This is a genomic window from Komagataeibacter europaeus LMG 18890 (genome assembly GCF_000285295.1).
Classification (GTDB): Bacteria; Pseudomonadota; Alphaproteobacteria; order Acetobacterales; family Acetobacteraceae; genus Komagataeibacter; species Komagataeibacter europaeus.
Map to the genome: position 1 here is coordinate 82924 of NZ_CADP01000004.1, position 16069 is coordinate 98992.

General features: G+C 63.8%; 13 protein-coding genes. 12 read left to right on the plus strand and 1 reads right to left on the minus strand.

Annotation, left to right across the window (positions count from 1 at the left end; genetic code table 11):
- Positions 1-192 precede the first annotated feature (192 nt).
- The 9 genes from hpnA (at position 193) to GEU01_RS03540 (ending at position 12293) form a co-directional block, all read left to right on the plus strand.
- Entirely contained in the window at positions 193-1188 is a 996-nt protein-coding gene (hpnA, locus tag GEU01_RS03500; RefSeq protein ID WP_010511505.1) for a hopanoid-associated sugar epimerase, read from the plus strand.
- Positions 1189-1198: 10 nt separating this feature from the next.
- A complete protein-coding gene (locus tag GEU01_RS03505; RefSeq protein WP_026018469.1) occupies positions 1199-2431 on the plus strand; it encodes a glycosyltransferase in 1233 nt (410 codons plus the stop codon).
- Complete coding sequence (gene hpnC / locus GEU01_RS03510) at positions 2428-3291, plus strand: squalene synthase HpnC (RefSeq protein ID WP_010511503.1); 864 nt, start codon at positions 2428-2430, stop codon at positions 3289-3291. The genes GEU01_RS03505 and hpnC overlap by 4 nt, the downstream gene beginning before the upstream one ends.
- 83 nt (positions 3292-3374) lie before the next feature.
- Complete coding sequence (gene hpnD, locus GEU01_RS03515) at positions 3375-4256, plus strand: presqualene diphosphate synthase HpnD (RefSeq protein WP_019084962.1); 882 nt, start codon at positions 3375-3377, stop codon at positions 4254-4256.
- A gap of 3 nt (positions 4257-4259) precedes the next feature.
- Positions 4260-5573 (plus strand): hydroxysqualene dehydroxylase HpnE, encoded by a 1314-nt coding sequence (gene hpnE / locus GEU01_RS03520; protein ID WP_019084963.1) that lies wholly within the window; start codon positions 4260-4262, stop codon positions 5571-5573.
- Between the two features lie 49 nt (positions 5574-5622).
- Positions 5623-7656 (plus strand): squalene--hopene cyclase, encoded by a 2034-nt coding sequence (shc, locus tag GEU01_RS03525; RefSeq protein ID WP_019084964.1) that lies wholly within the window; start codon positions 5623-5625, stop codon positions 7654-7656.
- A 20-nt stretch (positions 7657-7676) separates the two neighbouring features.
- Positions 7677-8357 carry a phosphorylase family protein gene (locus GEU01_RS03530; RefSeq protein WP_010511493.1) on the plus strand — a complete coding sequence of 227 codons (681 nt, stop codon included), beginning with the start codon at positions 7677-7679 and terminating at the stop codon, positions 8355-8357.
- A 312-nt stretch (positions 8358-8669) separates the two neighbouring features.
- A complete protein-coding gene (locus GEU01_RS03535) occupies positions 8670-9881 on the plus strand; it encodes an acetate/propionate family kinase (protein WP_019084966.1) in 1212 nt (403 codons plus the stop codon).
- Positions 9882-9923: 42 nt separating this feature from the next.
- Positions 9924-12293, plus strand: a complete 2370-nt coding sequence (locus tag GEU01_RS03540; RefSeq protein ID WP_019084967.1) for a phosphoketolase family protein — start codon at positions 9924-9926, stop codon at positions 12291-12293.
- 182 nt (positions 12294-12475) lie between these two features.
- On the opposite strand, the gene GEU01_RS27240 is transcribed toward GEU01_RS03540, so the two are convergent.
- Positions 12476-13510, minus strand: a complete 1035-nt coding sequence (locus GEU01_RS27240; RefSeq protein ID WP_042710767.1) for a hypothetical protein — start codon at positions 13508-13510, stop codon at positions 12476-12478.
- A gap of 240 nt (positions 13511-13750) precedes the next feature.
- On the opposite strand from GEU01_RS27240, the gene rfbB reads away from it, so the two are divergent.
- The 3 genes from rfbB to GEU01_RS03565 all read left to right on the plus strand — a co-directional run.
- A complete protein-coding gene (gene rfbB / locus GEU01_RS22255) occupies positions 13751-14785 on the plus strand; it encodes a dTDP-glucose 4,6-dehydratase (protein ID WP_157212813.1) in 1035 nt (344 codons plus the stop codon).
- Positions 14782-15687: a glucose-1-phosphate thymidylyltransferase RfbA gene (rfbA, locus tag GEU01_RS03560; RefSeq protein WP_010510113.1), complete on the plus strand. Its 906-nt coding sequence runs from the start codon at positions 14782-14784 to the stop codon at positions 15685-15687. Before rfbB ends, rfbA begins: the two co-directional genes overlap by 4 nt.
- An 81-nt stretch (positions 15688-15768) precedes the next feature.
- On the plus strand, positions 15769-16069 hold a 301-nt coding region (locus GEU01_RS03565), incomplete at its 3' end, for an IS5 family transposase (RefSeq protein WP_039794389.1).

Consider the following 16069-nt stretch of genomic DNA (forward strand, 5'->3'; position numbering starts at 1 on the left):
AAGATCCGTCTTGGTCTGTTGGCGTGGGAACACCGGGTAAAATTCGTGCCGCACTGGCCGGTTGTGCCTGACTTACACTACAGCAGGGTCTGGCGCCACCGGGAGGTGTCGGGATAAATGGAACGCCCGCTGGTTGCGAGTCCGTAATCGCAATCGTGATTTCTGTCCCCTGACGGAGCGATCGTTCAGACCATGACTGCCCCAACCCTTGTAACCGGTGCGACCGGTTTTGTCGGCTCCGCCGTTGCCCGTAATCTGGTGGAGCGCGGCCATACGCTCCGGCTCATGGTACGCAAGGGAAGCGACCTGACCAACCTGCGCGACCTTCCCGCCGAACTGGTGGAAGGGGACCTGTCCACCCCCGACAGCTTCGATGCGGCGGTGAAGGGCTGCCGCTACGTATTTCATGTGGCAGCGGATTACCGGTTGTGGGTGCCCGACCCGGTGCCGATGATGATCGCCAACGTGGAAGGCACGCGCGCGCTGATGCTGGCGGCGCAGAAGGCCGGGGTGGAGCGGATCGTGTACTGCTCGTCCGTCGCGGCCCTTGGCCTGATCGGGGATGGCACGATTTCCGATGAGGAAACGCCGGTCCATGAACATGGCGTGATCGGTATCTACAAGCGTTCGAAATACCGCGCCGAGCAGGAAGTCCTGCGCCTGGTGCATGAACGCGCGCTGCCTGCCGTGATCGTGAACCCGTCCACCCCCGTCGGACCCCGTGACATCAAGCCCACGCCCACGGGGCAGATGATCCTGGACTGCGCGGCAGGGCGCATGCCGGCCTATGTCGATACCGGCGTGAACATCGTGCATGTGGATGACGTGGCCGAAGGGCACGCGCTGGCGCTGGAACGCGGGCGGATCGGGGAAAAATACATCCTTGGCGGCCAGAACTACCTGCTGCGCGACCTGTTCGCCATGACGGCGGAAATCGCAGGCGTGGCCCCGCCGCGCATAAGCCTGCCGCAGGCCGTGATCTGGCCCGTGGCCGTGGCCAGCGAATGGCTGTCGCGCGCCTTTGGCATCGCGCCAAGGGTCACGACCGAAATGCTGGCCATGTCGCACAAGAAGATGTTCTTTTCTTCCGACAAGGCGATCCGCGAACTGGGCTATGCCCCCCGTCCCGCGCGTGAGGCGGTGAAGGATGCCATCGACTGGTTCCGACAGCATGGAATGCTGGATTGAGGACCCTGTCATGTTGCTGCTTCCCCTATCCATTCTGGTGTTCGTTATCTGGGTCGGGCTGATTTTCTGTCATGGCTGGTTCTGGCAGGCGGGGCCGATCCTCTCCCCCGTGCGTGGTGCGCAACTCAAACGCGCGGACTGCCCGGAAGTCTGCATCGTGGTGCCTGCGCGTGACGAGGCGGCATCGGTCAAGCAATGCGTGGGGTCGCTGCTGGCGCAGGATTATCCCGGCCTGCTGCACGTCATTCTGGTGGACGACAACAGCACCGATGGCACGGGTCGGCTGGCGCGATCCGTGCCCGACCCCCGGCGCCGGCTGACGGTGGTCAGCGGAAAGGCGCGGCCAGCGGGCTGGAGCGGGAAGCTGTGGGCCGTGGCGCAGGGCGTTGCGCGGGCGCGTGAGATGGTGCCCGATTCCAGTGGGTTCGTGCTGCTGACCGATGCGGACATCACCCATGACCCGCGCCATGTCTCGACACTGGTGGCCAAGGCGCAGGCGGGGAAGCTGGACCAGGTCTCGGAAATGGTGGAACTGAACTGCGCCAGTCCGGCCGAGCGCATGCTGGTCCCGGCGTTCGTGTTCTTTTTCGCGCTGCTCTATCCCTTCGCCAGCGTGAACAACCCGCGCAGCCGGGTTGCGGGGGCGGCTGGCGGCACGGTGCTGGTGCGCTGGAGCGCCCTTGCCCGCATTGGCGGGATCGAAAGCCTGCGTGGCGCGCTGATCGATGACTGCACGCTGGCCGCCCACATCAAGCACAGTGGCGGCCGCATCTATCTGGGGCATAGCTGCCTGGCCCGCTCCATCCGGCCCTATCCCCATCCGTCGGATATCTGGCGCATGGTGGCGCGCACGGCCTATGTGCAGCTTGGGTATTCGCCGCTCATGCTGGTGGGAACGGTGATCGGCATGGTGCTGGTGTGGATCGCGCCGCTGCAGCTTGCGCTGTTCAGCCATGGCCTGCCGTGCCTGCTGGGGGCGGGGGCATGGGTCATGTCCATGGCGTCGTACACCCCCACCCTGCGGCGTTTCAACCAGTCGCCGTCATGGGCGCTGTTGCTGCCGGTCATTGCCGGGTTCTATACGCTGGCGACGGTCGGTTCCGCGCTGGACCACCATCGGGGCCGGGGCACGGTGTGGAAAAACCGCGCCTATACCGAACCGGACGGCGCGATTTCGACACATATGCGCGGTGAGGGCACCGCAGCCGTAATGAACCGCAGCATGGGGGATGATGTAGGGTGAATACTGATGAGCGGAACGTGTGGGGCAGCGAGGATGTCTCGTCGGGCAAGGATGCCGGGGACGAGAACTTTCCCGTCGGCTCCCTGCTGATCAGCCGCAGGCTGCGCCCGCACGTCCATGCCTATTATGATTTTGCCCGCGTGATCGACGATATCGTCGATACCGACCGGCTGGATGCGGACGCCAAGATCACCCGTCTCAACGCCATGGAGGACGTGGTGCTGGGCAAACGCACCGCACCGCAGCGGCCGGATGCGCAGACGGCGGTGCGCGTGGGCCGCACGCTGGCGCAGACCGGGGTTTCCACCGATACCGCCACCGACCTGATCGTGGCCTTCCGGCAGGATGCGGTAAAGAATCGCTATGATTCATGGGAGGAATTGGAGGAATACTGCCGTTATTCCGCCAATCCCGTCGGCCGTTTCCTGCTGGAACTGCATGGGGAGAGTGCTGGCACGTTTGCTGCGTCCGACGCGCTGTGCACCGCGCTGCAGGTCATCAACCACCTGCAGGACTGCGCCGATGACCTGCGTGACCTTGACCGTTGCTACCTGCCGCGCCCGTGGCTGGAGCGTGAAGGGGTGGGCGTGGATGACCTGCGCCATGGCTACGCGCTGCCAGGGATGCGCCGGGTTTTCAATGCGCTGCTGGACCGGGTGGATGAACTCAACCGTCATGCATCGTTGCTGCCCGGCCTGATCCGTGACCGGCGCATGCGCATGGAGGCGGCGGTGATCGTGGGCCTGTCGCGGCGTCTGGCGCAGCGGCTGCGGACGGAAGACCCCATCGCGGGGCGGGTCAAGCTGTCGCGCATGGATGTGGCGCGCGCGGTGGCGGGGGCCGTGCGTACGCTGGTCTGACGTGACGGGATTTTGTCCTTGGTCGTGATTGCCGCTAAGAACAGGCGGAACTGAAATTCGTAAAGTGAACGGAACACGCGGGAATGGGTTTTTTGCGCGCGCGGCATGATGAGGCCCCGGTACTGGGCTGCGATCCCGCCGATCTGGCCGAGGTGGAGCAGATCGTGGTGCGGTCTGGCACCTCCTTTGGCAAGGGAATGCGTATCCTGCCGCCCGACCGGCGGTATGGCATGTATGCGGTCTATGCCTTCTGCCGCCTTGTCGATGACGTGGCCGATGACGAGGGCGAGCCGGACGACAAGTGCCGCAGGCTGGAAGAATGGCGCGCGCGGATCGCCCGGCTGTATGCGGGTGAGGCGCGTGATGGCATCGACCGCGTGCTGCTGGCGACCATCCGTCGTTTCGACCTGCGCCAGCAGGACTTCAACGACGTGATCGACGGGATGGAAATGGATGCCCGTGGTCCCATCGTCGCACCGGACGAGGCGACATTCGACCTGTATTGCGACCGCGTGGCCTCCGCCGTGGGGCGGCTGTCGGTAAGGGTGTTCGGTGATTCTTCGGCCCATGCGGATCAGGTTGCCTATCATCTGGGGCGTGCGCTGCAGATCACCAACATCCTGCGTGACGTGGCGGAGGATGCACGTCTGGGCCGGCTGTACCTGCCGCGTGAACTGCTGGAACGCTTTGGCATTCCGCCCGAACCCGACGCGGTAGTGCGCGCGCGCCGGCTGGAACAGGTGGGGCGCATCCTTGCAGGCCGGGCGCATGACCATTTCCGGGCGGCTTCGCGCGCCATGCGGCTGTGCGACCGCACGGCCATGCGGCCCGCGCGCGTCATGGGCGCGACCTATGCCGCCATCCTGGCCGCGCAGGAACGGCAGGGATGGGGCACGCCGGACAAGCGTGTCTCCCTTTCCCGCCCGCGCAAGGTGCTGGTCGCGCTGCGCGCGCTGGTGGCCTGATCCATGTCGGGGCATGTCCATATTGTTGGTGGCGGGCTGGCCGGTCTGTCGGCGGCGGTTGAACTGGCGGGCGGCAGCGAGCGTGTCAGCGTGTACGAAGCCGGTCCCGCCTGTGGTGGCCGGGCACGGTCCTACCTTGATCGGCAGCTTGGCTGCCGGATTGACAATGGCAACCACCTGCTGCTGTCGGGCAACCCGGCGGTGTACCGCTATCTTGGCCTGATCGGGGCGCAGGATACGCTGGTGGGGCCGAAGCGGCCGGTTTTCCCGTTCGTGGACCTTGCCGACCGGCTGCGCTGGACGCTGGACCTGTCACGCGGGCGGGTGCCGCTATGGGTGCTGTCGAAGCGCAGGCGCGTGCCGGGCATGCGGCTGGCGGAACTGCGCGGCCTGCTGGCGCTGATGGAGGCGACGCCGGACATGGTGGTGTCCGACTGCCTGCAGCCCGGCAGCCTTGCGCGCCGCCTGCTTGAACCCTTTGCCATATCCGTCCTCAACACCATGCCCGATACCGGCAGCGCCGCCCTGCTGGGTGCGGTGGTGAAGGAAAGCCTTGCGCGTGGCGGGCGTAACTGCCTGCCCCGCTTCCCGGCGGAAGGCCTGTCCGAAAGCTTCGTGGACCCGGCCCTTGCCCACCTGTCGGTGCTGAAGGCCGATGTGCGGACCGGCAGTCGCGTCAGCGCGGTCGAGATGGCTGATGGCAGCGTCGCGGCCCTGCATCTGGGGGATGAGCGGATTGCGCTGGGGCCGGAGGATACGGTGATCATGGCGGTGCCCGCACCCGTGGCGACCAGCCTGCTTGCGGCCGACCTGCCGGGGTTCAGCGCGCCGGATCAGTTCGAGTCGATCCTGAATGCGCATTTCCTGCTGCCTCAGGCCCCGGTGCTGACCGGCGGGCTGGCGCAGGCCCGTTTCATCGGGGTCGTGGGCGGTATCAGTGAATGGGTGTTCGTCAAGGACAGGATCCTGTCGGTCACGGTCAGCGCCGCCAACCGCTACGCCACGCGAGACCTTGATGAACTGGCGGCCATCATCTGGAACGAAGTCCGCGCCGCGATCGACCCGGCCGCGACGGTCCCCCTGCCGGTCGCCATGCCGCCGCTGCGTATCGTGCGTGAAAAACGCGCGACCTTTGCCGCAACCGTGCAGCAGGACCGCCTGCGGCCCGGCATGCGGACCATGGCGCCCAACCTGCTGCTGGCCGGGGACTGGACGGCCACGGGACTGCCCGCCACAATCGAGGGCGCGATCAGGTCAGGCCATGCCGCGGCACAGGCTGTCCATGCCCGCCGGGGTATGCCCGGCCGACCGAAATGATGATGTACGGATCTGCAACAGGCCCCCGTGACCACACGGGGAATATGGAATGATGGCAAAGAGAACCGAGACCGCGACCGTTACCCGTCCCCGCAGGACGACCCCCTCCACCCGCAAGGCCGCCACGCCGAAGGCGGCGCTGGACGCCCCGCTGGATCAGGCCGAACTGGATCAGGCCGTGACCCGTGCGCATGCGGCACTGGGCGGGCGGCAGGCGGATGACGGGCACTGGGTCTTTGATCTTGAGGCCGATGCCACCATCCCGGCGGAATACGTGCTGCTGGAACACTACCTGAACCGCATTGACCCGGATCTGGAACAGCGGATCGGCATATACCTGCGCCGTATCCAGGGGGACCATGGCGGCTGGCCGCTGTATCAGGACGGCACGTTCGACCTGTCGGCTTCGGTCAAGGCGTATTTTGCCCTCAAGGCGATTGGCGACAGCGTGCATGCGCCGCACATGGTGCGCGCACGCCATGCCATCCTGGACTATGGCGGGGCGGAACGGACCAATGTGTTCACCCGCATCCAGCTTGCCCTGTTTGGTGATGTGCCGTGGGAAGCCGCCCCCGTCATGCCGGTCGAGATCATGCTGCTGCCGCGCAGGGCGCTGTTCTCGGTATGGAACATGTCGTACTGGTCGCGCACGGTGATCGCGCCACTGCTGGTGCTGGCAGCACTCCGTCCCGCCGCGGTCAATCCGCGCCGGGTGCATGTGCACGAACTGTTCGTGACATCGCCCGGAAAGGTACGGGACTGGATTCGCGGGCCATACCGCTCCGTCTGGGGGCATGTGTTCCGGTATGCGGATGCGATGCTGCGACCCGCTGAACGCCTGATCCCCGAAAAGACCCGACGCCGGGCCATAAAGGCTGCGGTCGATTTCATTGAACCGCGCCTGAACGGGCTGGACGGTCTGGGGGCCATCTATCCCGCCATGGCCAACACGGTCATGATGTTCCGCGCGCTGGGGATATCGGACGAAGACCCGCGTGCAAAGGCCGCGTGGGAGGCAGTAAGGCGCCTGCTGGTCAATCAGGGCAAGGAAACCTACTGCCAGCCCTGCGTCTCTCCCGTATGGGATACCGGCCTTGCCGGTCATGCCATGATTGAGGCCGCATCCGGTCCCGACGGCATCGCGCCGGAGGAGACGAAGCAGAAACTGGCGGCCGCAGGCAGATGGCTGCGTGAACGCCAGATCCTGAACGTCAGGGGCGACTGGGCCGTCAACCGCCCCGATGTCCGCCCCGGCGGGTGGGCGTTCCAGTACGCCAATGACTATTACCCCGATGTGGATGATACCGCCGTTGTCGGCATGCTGCTGCATCGCGATGGCGACCCGGCCAATGCGGATGCGGTTGCCCGCGCGCGGGAATGGATCATCGGCATGCAGGGCAGCAATGGCGGCTGGGGCGCGTTCGATGTTGATAACAGCCGCGACGTGCTCAACCATATTCCCTTTGCCGACCATGGCGCACTGCTCGACCCGCCAACGGCGGATGTGACGGCGCGCTGCATTTCCTTCCTCGCGCAGCTGCGTCAGGTCGAGGACCATGCCACGATCGAACGCGGTATCGCCTATCTGCGCAGGGAGCAGGAAACGGACGGATCGTGGTTCGGGCGCTGGGGCACCAACTACATCTATGGCACGTGGTCCGTTCTGTGCGCGCTCAATGCCGCCGGGATGCCGCATGACGATCCCATGATCATCCGCGCGGTCGACTGGCTGCGCCACCACCAGCGCGCCGATGGCGGCTGGGGTGAGGGCTGTGAAAGTTATGAAGGCGGGATGCATGGCGATTATAAACAGAGCCTGCCATCCCAGACCGCATGGGCCGTTCTGGGCCTGATGGCGGCTGGCCTGCGTGATGATCCCGCCGTGGCGCGTGGCATTGCCTGGCTGGGTCGCACGCAGGGGAAAAATGGCGAATGGAAGGAAGAACCGTATAACGCCGTAGGCTTCCCCAGGGTGTTTTACCTGCGGTACCATGGCTACCGTCAGTTCTTCCCGCTGCTGGCCCTGTCGCGGTACCGGAACATGCAGATCGGCAATACCGGCCGTGTTGGCTACGGCTTCTGATAACGGGGGGAATGCTTACGATGTCCAACAGTGTATCTGCCACCCCGTTTTCCCGACTGGGTATCGTGGTGGGGATGGAGGCGGAAGCCGCCCTGATCCGTCCCTTCCTGCCGACGGCCCGTTTCGGGCTGAGTGGGGCGACCCTGTCCGGTGCGCGGCAGGCGGTGCTCGACCTGCTGGAAAGCGGGGTGGATGCGCTGCTGTCCTTTGGGCTGGCGGCGGGGCTGGACCCGGCGCTGCAGCCCGGGGCGGTCGTCGTGCCGCGTCATGTCGTGGTCAATGGGGAACGTCTGGCCGCGGCCCCCGCCCTGCTGGACTGGCTGGGCGCCGACCGGGCGGATGTCATTGATGGCGACCTGCTGCATAGTGACGTGATCGTCACCGCGGCTGCGCGCAAGATGGCGCTGTTCCGCCAGACCGGCTGCGTGGCGCTGGATATGGAAAGTGGCGTGGTGGCGGAAATGGCCGCGGTCCGTCAGGTGCCCTTTGCGGTCATGCGCGTCGTGTGCGATCCGGCGGACCGGACCCTGCCGCCTGCCGCGGTCGTGGCGCTGCGGCCCGATGGCAGTCTGGCGGTGGGGGCCCTTGCGCGCAGCATCCTGTGCAACCCGTTCCAGATTCCGGCGCTGATCCGGGTGGGGCGTGATGCGGGGCAGGCCCGTATGGCGGCAAAGGCCGCGCTGGAACGGCGCTTTTCCTGACGGGACCGCGCACCGACCTGCCGGTGGCACCCGGACCATACGCGGATGTGATATGCGTTGACGTGACGATCGGCCCCGCCCGCCATGGTGCGGGGCGCGGAATATTGATCATAACTGATTGATTCAGAATTAACTTTTGGGACAGTGCCGCGATAGGGTCCTGTCTGGCAGGAACATGGCATGCAGGGCGTTGCCTGTGATTGCGCTTTCCTGATGCTATCTGTGATGCAACCAATTGATTCGCATCAATGTCAGGTATGGCAGATCGGCGTGACATACTGCCGGTTGTAAAAATTACAGGGGGAAACAGGCATGACACGCGCTGTGCTGGCACTGAACGCAGGATCATCCAGCCTGAAGTTCGCCCTGTTTGCCATTGAACCGGGGGAAACGGCTGCTTCCCCCAGTCACCGCATTGCATCGGGGGAACTGGAGGGAATCGGCATCCATCCCCATTTCGTCGCCCATGACGCGTCGGGGCAGGTGCTGGTTGATGAAAAATGGGCTCCCGTGGCCGAGGGCGCCGGGGATGCGGCGCATCACGGTCCCATGGCGACCCTTATGGAATGGGTTGGCAAACAGCTGGGGAGCGTTGACCTTATGGCGGTTGGCCACCGTGTGGTGCATGGCGGGCCGGAATTCATCGCTCCCGTGCGGGTGACGCCTGATGTGCTGACCCGTCTTGCGGCCCTGACCCCCTTTGCCCCCCTGCACCAGCCCGGCAGCCTTGCCCCCATCCGTGCATTGCTGGCCCAGCATCCGGACCTGCCGCAGGTCGCATGCTTCGATACCGGCTTCCACCATACCATGCCGCCGGTTGCGCAGGCGCAGGCCCTGCCGCGTGATTATGCCGCCCGTGGCGTGCGCCGGTATGGGTTCCATGGGCTGTCGTATGAATACATTGCCTCCGTCCTGCGCGCGCGCGCGCCGCATCTGGGGCAGGGGCGTACCATTGTCGCCCATATCGGCAGCGGGGGCAGCCTGTGCGCCCTGCAGGCTGGCCGCAGCATCGACACCACCATGGGCTTTTCAGTGCTGGATGGGCTGGTGATGGGGACGCGGTGCGGGCACCTGGACCCCGGCGTGATCCTGTACATGCTCAAGGAAGAAGGGCTGGGGGCGGCGGAGATCGAAAATATCCTCTACCACCGCTCCGGCCTGCTGGGGGTGTCGGGGGTTTCGGCCGACATGCGCGACCTGCACGCCCGCGCCGGGATCAGCCCGGAGGTGACGCAGGCGCTTGACCTGTTCGTCTATCGCTTCGCCCAGCAGGCGGGGGGCATGATGGCGGCCCTGCAGGGGCTGGACGGGCTGGTGTTTACCGCGGGGATCGGGGAACATGACGCCGTGATCCGCGCCGCGATCTGCAAGCGGCTGGAATGGGCGGGTATCCGCCTTGATGCGCGGGCGAATGCCGCGCACAGCGAAATCATAAGCATGCCGGATAGTGCCGTGGAGGTGCGGGTCATCCCCACCGATGAGGAAACGACAATCCGTCGGCATGTGCTGATGTGTCTGTCCTGAATGCAGGCCGGACAGGGATAGAATGTCTCGGAAGGAACGGAAATGAGTGAAACTGCATCCGCAACGCCGCTGTCCGCAGCGGATGTCGCGCTGTTCAACAAGTGGTGGCATGCAGCAAACTACCTGTCGATTGCCCAGATCTATCTGCTGGCCAATCCGTTGCTGCGTGAGCCGCTGAAGCTGGAACACACCAAGCCGCGCCTGCTGGGCCACTGGGGCACCACGCCGGGGCTGAACTTCCTGTACCTGCACCTCAACCGGATCATCCGTGAACAGGATCGCAGCATCCTGTTCGTCGCGGGGCCGGGCCACGGGGCGCCGGGCGTTGTTGCCAGCACCTATCTGGAAGGCACGTACAGCGAATATTTCCCCGCCGTGACGCAGGATGCGGACGGTCTGGCCCGGCTGGTCAAGCAGTTCTCCTTCCCCGGTGGCATTCCCAGCCATGCGGCGCCGACCACGCCGGGATCCATCAATGAAGGCGGCGAACTGGGTTATTCGCTGTCGCATTCCTATGGCGCGGTGTTCGACAACCCTGACCTGATCGTGGCCTGCGTGGTGGGCGATGGCGAGTCGGAAACCGGCCCGCTGGCAACATCGTGGCACAGCAACAAGTTCCTTGATCCGAAAACCGATGGTGCGGTCCTGCCGATCCTGCACCTGAACGGCTACAAGATCGCGAACCCGACCATCCTTGCCCGTATTTCGCCCGAGGAACTGCTGAGCCTGTTCCGTGGCTACGGCTACGACCCGATCGTGGTGGAAGGGGACGACCCGGACACCATGCACCAGAAAATGGCCGTGGCGATGGATACGGCCTTTGCCGCGATCTCGAAGATCCAGAAGGCCGCGCGCGAGAACAATGACACCACGCGTCCCATGTGGCCGATGATCATCATGCGCACGCCCAAGGGCTGGACCTGTCCCAAGACGGTCGATGGCCTGCGTACGGAAGGATACTGGCGCGCCCATCAGGTGCCCATTACCGACCTGACCAAGCCCGAACACCTCAAGCTGCTCGATACGTGGCTGCACAGCTATAAGCCTGAGGAACTGTTTGACGAAAACGGCACCCTGATGCCGGAAATCGCGGCGCTGGCGCCCAAGGGCGACCGCCGGATGAGCGCCAACCCCCACGCCAATGGTGGCCTGCTGCGCCGTGACCTGCGCCTGCCGGATGTGACGGAATATGCCGTAGCCGTCTCATCCCCGGGGCATGAACTTGGTGAGGCCACGCGTGTGCTGGGGTCGTGGCTGCGCGACGTGATGAAGGAAAACCTGTCGTCACGCAATTTCCGCGTGCTGGCCCCGGACGAGAACAATTCCAACCGCCTGAACGCGGTGCTGGATGTGACCAATCGCGCATGGAACGCCGAGACGTTCGATTATGATGACCATCTGGCGGTCAATGGCCATGTGATGGAAATCCTGAGCGAGCACACCTGCCAGGGCTGGCTGGAAGGCTACCTGCTGACGGGCCGCCATGGTTTCATGTCGTGCTACGAGGCGTTCATCCACATCGTGGATTCGATGGTCAACCAGCACGCCAAGTGGATCAAGCAGGCGGATGAGGTATCGTGGCGCGCGCCGATCGCATCGCTGAACTACCTGCTGACATCGCATGTATGGCGCCAGGACCATAACGGGTTCAGCCATCAGGATCCCGGCTTTATCGATCATGTGCTGAACAAGAAGGCCAAGACGGTGCGGGTGTACCTGCCGCCCGATGCGAATACCCTGCTGTGCACGGCGAAGACCTGCCTTGAAAGCCGTGACCGCGTGAACGTGATCGTGGCGGGCAAGCAGCCCGAACCGCAGTGGCTGGACATGGATTCCGCCATCGCGCATTGCGCCAAGGGCATCGGGATCTGGGAATGGGCCAGCAATGACAAGGGTGGTGAACCCGACGTGGTCATGGCCTGCGCCGGTGACGTGCCGACCATGGAAACACTGGCGGCGGTGCAGTTGCTGAACAAACACCTGCCGGACCTGAAGATCCGCGTGATCAACGTGGTTGACCTGCTGACCCTTGAATCGAAGTCCCAGCATCCGGACGGTCTGGAGGATTATGTATTCGACAGCCTGTTTACCACGGACAAGCCGGTGATCTTCGCGTTCCATGGCTATCCCGCGCTGATTCACAAGCTGATCTACAAGCGGACCAACTGCCGTAACTTCCATGTGCATGGTTATCGTGAGGAAGGATCCACCACAACGCCGTTCGACATGACAGTGCGCAACCACCTTGACCGCTTCCACCTGGTGCAGAATGTCATCCGTCGCGTGCCGGGACTGGCGAACAAGGCGGCTTACGCCAATCAGGCCATTGCTGACAAACTGGTCGAACACACGCGCTATGTGGCCCAGTATGGCAAGGATATGCCCGAAATCGAGAACTGGCGCTGGTCATAAGGCGTCGGAACCCAAGGGGTCATGAAAAGGGGGGAGCGGTTATGCTCCCCCTTTTTTTTATGTCCATATCGGGTCGGGTTGCCCTGTTGCATATGGATGGGATTCAGGATGTGACCGCGGAAATGGAAATATTCACAAATAAAAAATTTCATGAATGGGTATTTTTATTTGCGCAGGCCTGATCAGTTGGGCCAGTCATCAGGAGCAGGAGCAGGAGCAGGAGCAGGAGCAGGAGCAGGAGCAGGAGCAGGGCCTGTCTGCTGCGCGGACGTTGTCGTGGCAATCGCGGTTGACGCGGATGGGTCGGGTGCCTGCGCCGGACCTGCGGGCTGTGGAGCGGTCGCGGCAAGGAACTGCGCGAAGCTGTCCTGCATTTTCTGCGCCATCGCCGGATCGGACAACCGGGTTGCGGGGTTGGATGAATCCACCACGATCACCCGGTCCCCTTCCAGCGGGGTGGGAATGTGGTTGCGCCCAAGCAGCGCGCGTACGGCGCGTGCCTTCTGCGGATCATCCTGCTGGACGATCAGGTCAAGCTGCCGGTCCAGCAGGCCATGACGGTCAATGAAGCTGTTGATGCGCGCGGGAATGCGGATGCAGCCTTCGGAATCAGCCCGTCCCAGCCGGGGTTCAAGGAACGTGGGATCGGTTGCGTGCATCTCCAGCCGTACCACGGCCACAGCATCCTTGCGTCGCCAGTCCTCGGTCGTCTGCCAGCCGAAATCCCATACCCGCATGCCTTTTTCGCCGTTGCCACGGATACCATGTTCGTTTTTCGTGCCCTGGGCGCGGTAGCCGTATATCTGCCCGTCATTGATGAATATGCCCGCAGGCGTGCGGAAATGTTCCTTGCGTCCCGGCAGGCCCGTGCTGACGGGCACCATGCCCAGTGGCGTCAGCCGGTGCGCGGCAGGGGTGGCCAGCACGATCCACATCAACTGGACCCTGGGCGCGCGGTCCACGACCAGCATGACCTGCTCATCCTGTGGCCATGCGTTGGCATGGTCCAGCATGCCATCTGCCAGCGCCATGGCGCGTTCGGTCTGTTTCGGGCGTGTCAGGGCGGATTGCGCCTCCAGTTCCTGCTGCATGTCGTGCTGCAGCATGACCGCGGCATCGGGCAGGGGGGCGGCATGGGCCTGTGCGGCGGCATCTGTCATGAACACGGTGATCAGGGGCAGGGCGCGTAACCAGATCAGGCGTATGGGAAGCATCATGCAGGCGGCATACCTTGGTCGAAAAAATACAGGCCCGGCCTGTATATCGCATTTGGACATGCCTGCGCTGGGTAGCGGCAGTTCATCCACGGCATATCCTTTCCGCGCATCATACCGGAATCCCGATGGGGCGGCAAAAGGGGCGGGCAGGCAGGTAATGTTGGCCGGATATTAACATTTTTCCTGTCTGCTACCCTTTTTGACGTAACGGATTATCATGCGCATTCTGGTAACCGGCGGATGTGGCTTTATCGGATCGGCGGTCATNTACGCCACCTGATCGCACGGACCCGCCACGAGATCCTGAATCTTGACTGCCTGACCTATGCGGCCAGTCCGCATGCGGTGGGTGTCGCGGCAGCCAGCGACCGCTATGCGTTCAGCCAGGTCAATATCTGCGAGACTGCGCGCCTGGGGGCCGTGTTCGCGGCCTTCCGCCCCGATGCGGTGATGCATCTGGCGGCGGAAAGTCACGTGGACCGGTCCATCGACAATGCCGGTGCCTTTGTGCAGACCAACGTGACCGGCACGTTTGCCATGCTGGAGGCCGCGCGCGCGTACTGGCAGGCCCTGCCCGCGACACGGCGCGCGGCCTTCCGCTTCCATCAGATCTCGACCGATGAGGTCTTTGGCGCGCTTGGCCCGCATGAGGCCCCCTTTACCGAGGCCACGCCCTACGACCCGCGCAGCCCCTATTCCGCCAGCAAGGCCGCATCCGACCATCTGGTGCGGGCCTGGTGGCATACCTATGGCCTGCCGACCTTTGTTACGAACACGACCAACAACTATGGAATCTGGCATTTTCCCGAAAAGCTGGTGCCGCTCATGATCATCAATGCGATCGAGGGACGCGAACTGCCTGTTTATGGTACGGGTGAGAATATTCGCGACTGGCTGTTTGTCAGCGACCATGCCGAGGCCCTGGTCCGCGCGGTGGAACAGGGCCAGCCGGGCGAGACGTACGCCATTGGCGCCCGGCAGCCGCGCACCAACCTTGAAGTGGTCCATGCCATCTGCCGTACCCTCGACCGGCTGCGTCCCGATCCTGCGGGGCCGCATGCACGGCTGATCCGGCACGTGGCCGACAGGCCGGGCCATGATTTCCGTTATGAAATCGACCCTTCCCATGCCGAACAGGCACTGGGGTGGAAGGCACGGCATGATTTTGAAACGGGCATGGACCTGACCGTTCGCTGGTACCTTGACCATGCACAATGGTGGCAGGCCATACGGAAACAACGCTATGGCGGGCAACGGCTGGGGCAGGTGGCATGACCGGCGCGCCGGGACTGAAGGGGATCGTGCTGGCGGGCGGGTCCGGCACACGGCTGTACCCCATGACGCTGGCGGCCAGCAAACAGCTGTTGCCAGTCTATGACAAACCGATGATCTATTACCCGATCTCGACACTGATGATGGCGGGTATCCGTGACATCATGATCATTGCAACACCGCAGGACATGCCCCAGTTCCAGCGCCTGCTGGGGGACGGGTCACTGCTGGGCGTGTCCTTTACCTACCGTATCCAGCCTGCGCCCGAGGGGATCGCACAGGCATTCCGGATTGCGGGTGACTGGCTGGCGGGTGCGCCATGCGCGCTGATACTGGGCGATAACCTGCTCTTTGCCGATCATCTGCCCGCCATGCTGCGGGTCGCGGCACGGCGGGCACATGGGGCCACGATCTTCGCCTATCAGGTGCGTGATCCCGAACGCTATGGCGTGGTGACGTTCGATGCGGACGGGAAGGCGCTGGATATTCTGGAAAAGCCTGAACACGCACCATCAAACTGGGCGGTGACGGGGCTGTATTTCTATGACGGGCGCGTGGGGGAACTGGCGGCCGGGCTGCGTCCTTCGCCACGGGGCGAACTGGAAATCACCGATCTCAACCGGATTTACCTCGAGGAAGGCAGCCTGAGTGTCGAACGCCTCGGGCGTGGGTGCGCATGGCTGGATGCCGGCCTGCCCGATAGCCTGATGCTGGCGTCCTCGTTCGTGCAGACGGTGCAGTCGCGGCAGGGAATGCTGGTTGGTTCCCCCGAGGAGGCGGCCTTTCGCATGGGGTATATTGACGTAACCCAGCTACGCGCCCTGGCCCGGCGCATGATAAAGACCGAACTGGGGCGTACCCTCATGGCTATTGCCGGACGGGCATCCGCGCAAGCCGTAAAATGAAGAAGTTTCTGGTGAAGCTTTTTTCAGGGTCTGTTGGGAATTGTGCTTTTTCAAAGTCACCAAATGTGATTCAAAATCCGTATGGATCGCTTCGTACTGACAGACGCCCAATGGGCGAAAATGGAACCGCTGTGCCTTGGCAAGAAAACGGATCGGGGGCGCAGCGGGCAGGACAACCGTCTTTTTATCGAGGCGGTCTTATGGATTGCCCGGACCGGCAGCCCATGGCGGGACCTTCCGACGTATTTCGGGCATTGGAACTCGGTCTATTCCCGTTACAGCGACTGGATGAAAGCCGGTGTTTTCAAACGGCTTTTTGAAGCGGTCTCTGACGAGGCCGACATGGAATATGCGATGATCGACGGCACGGTGGTCCGGGTTC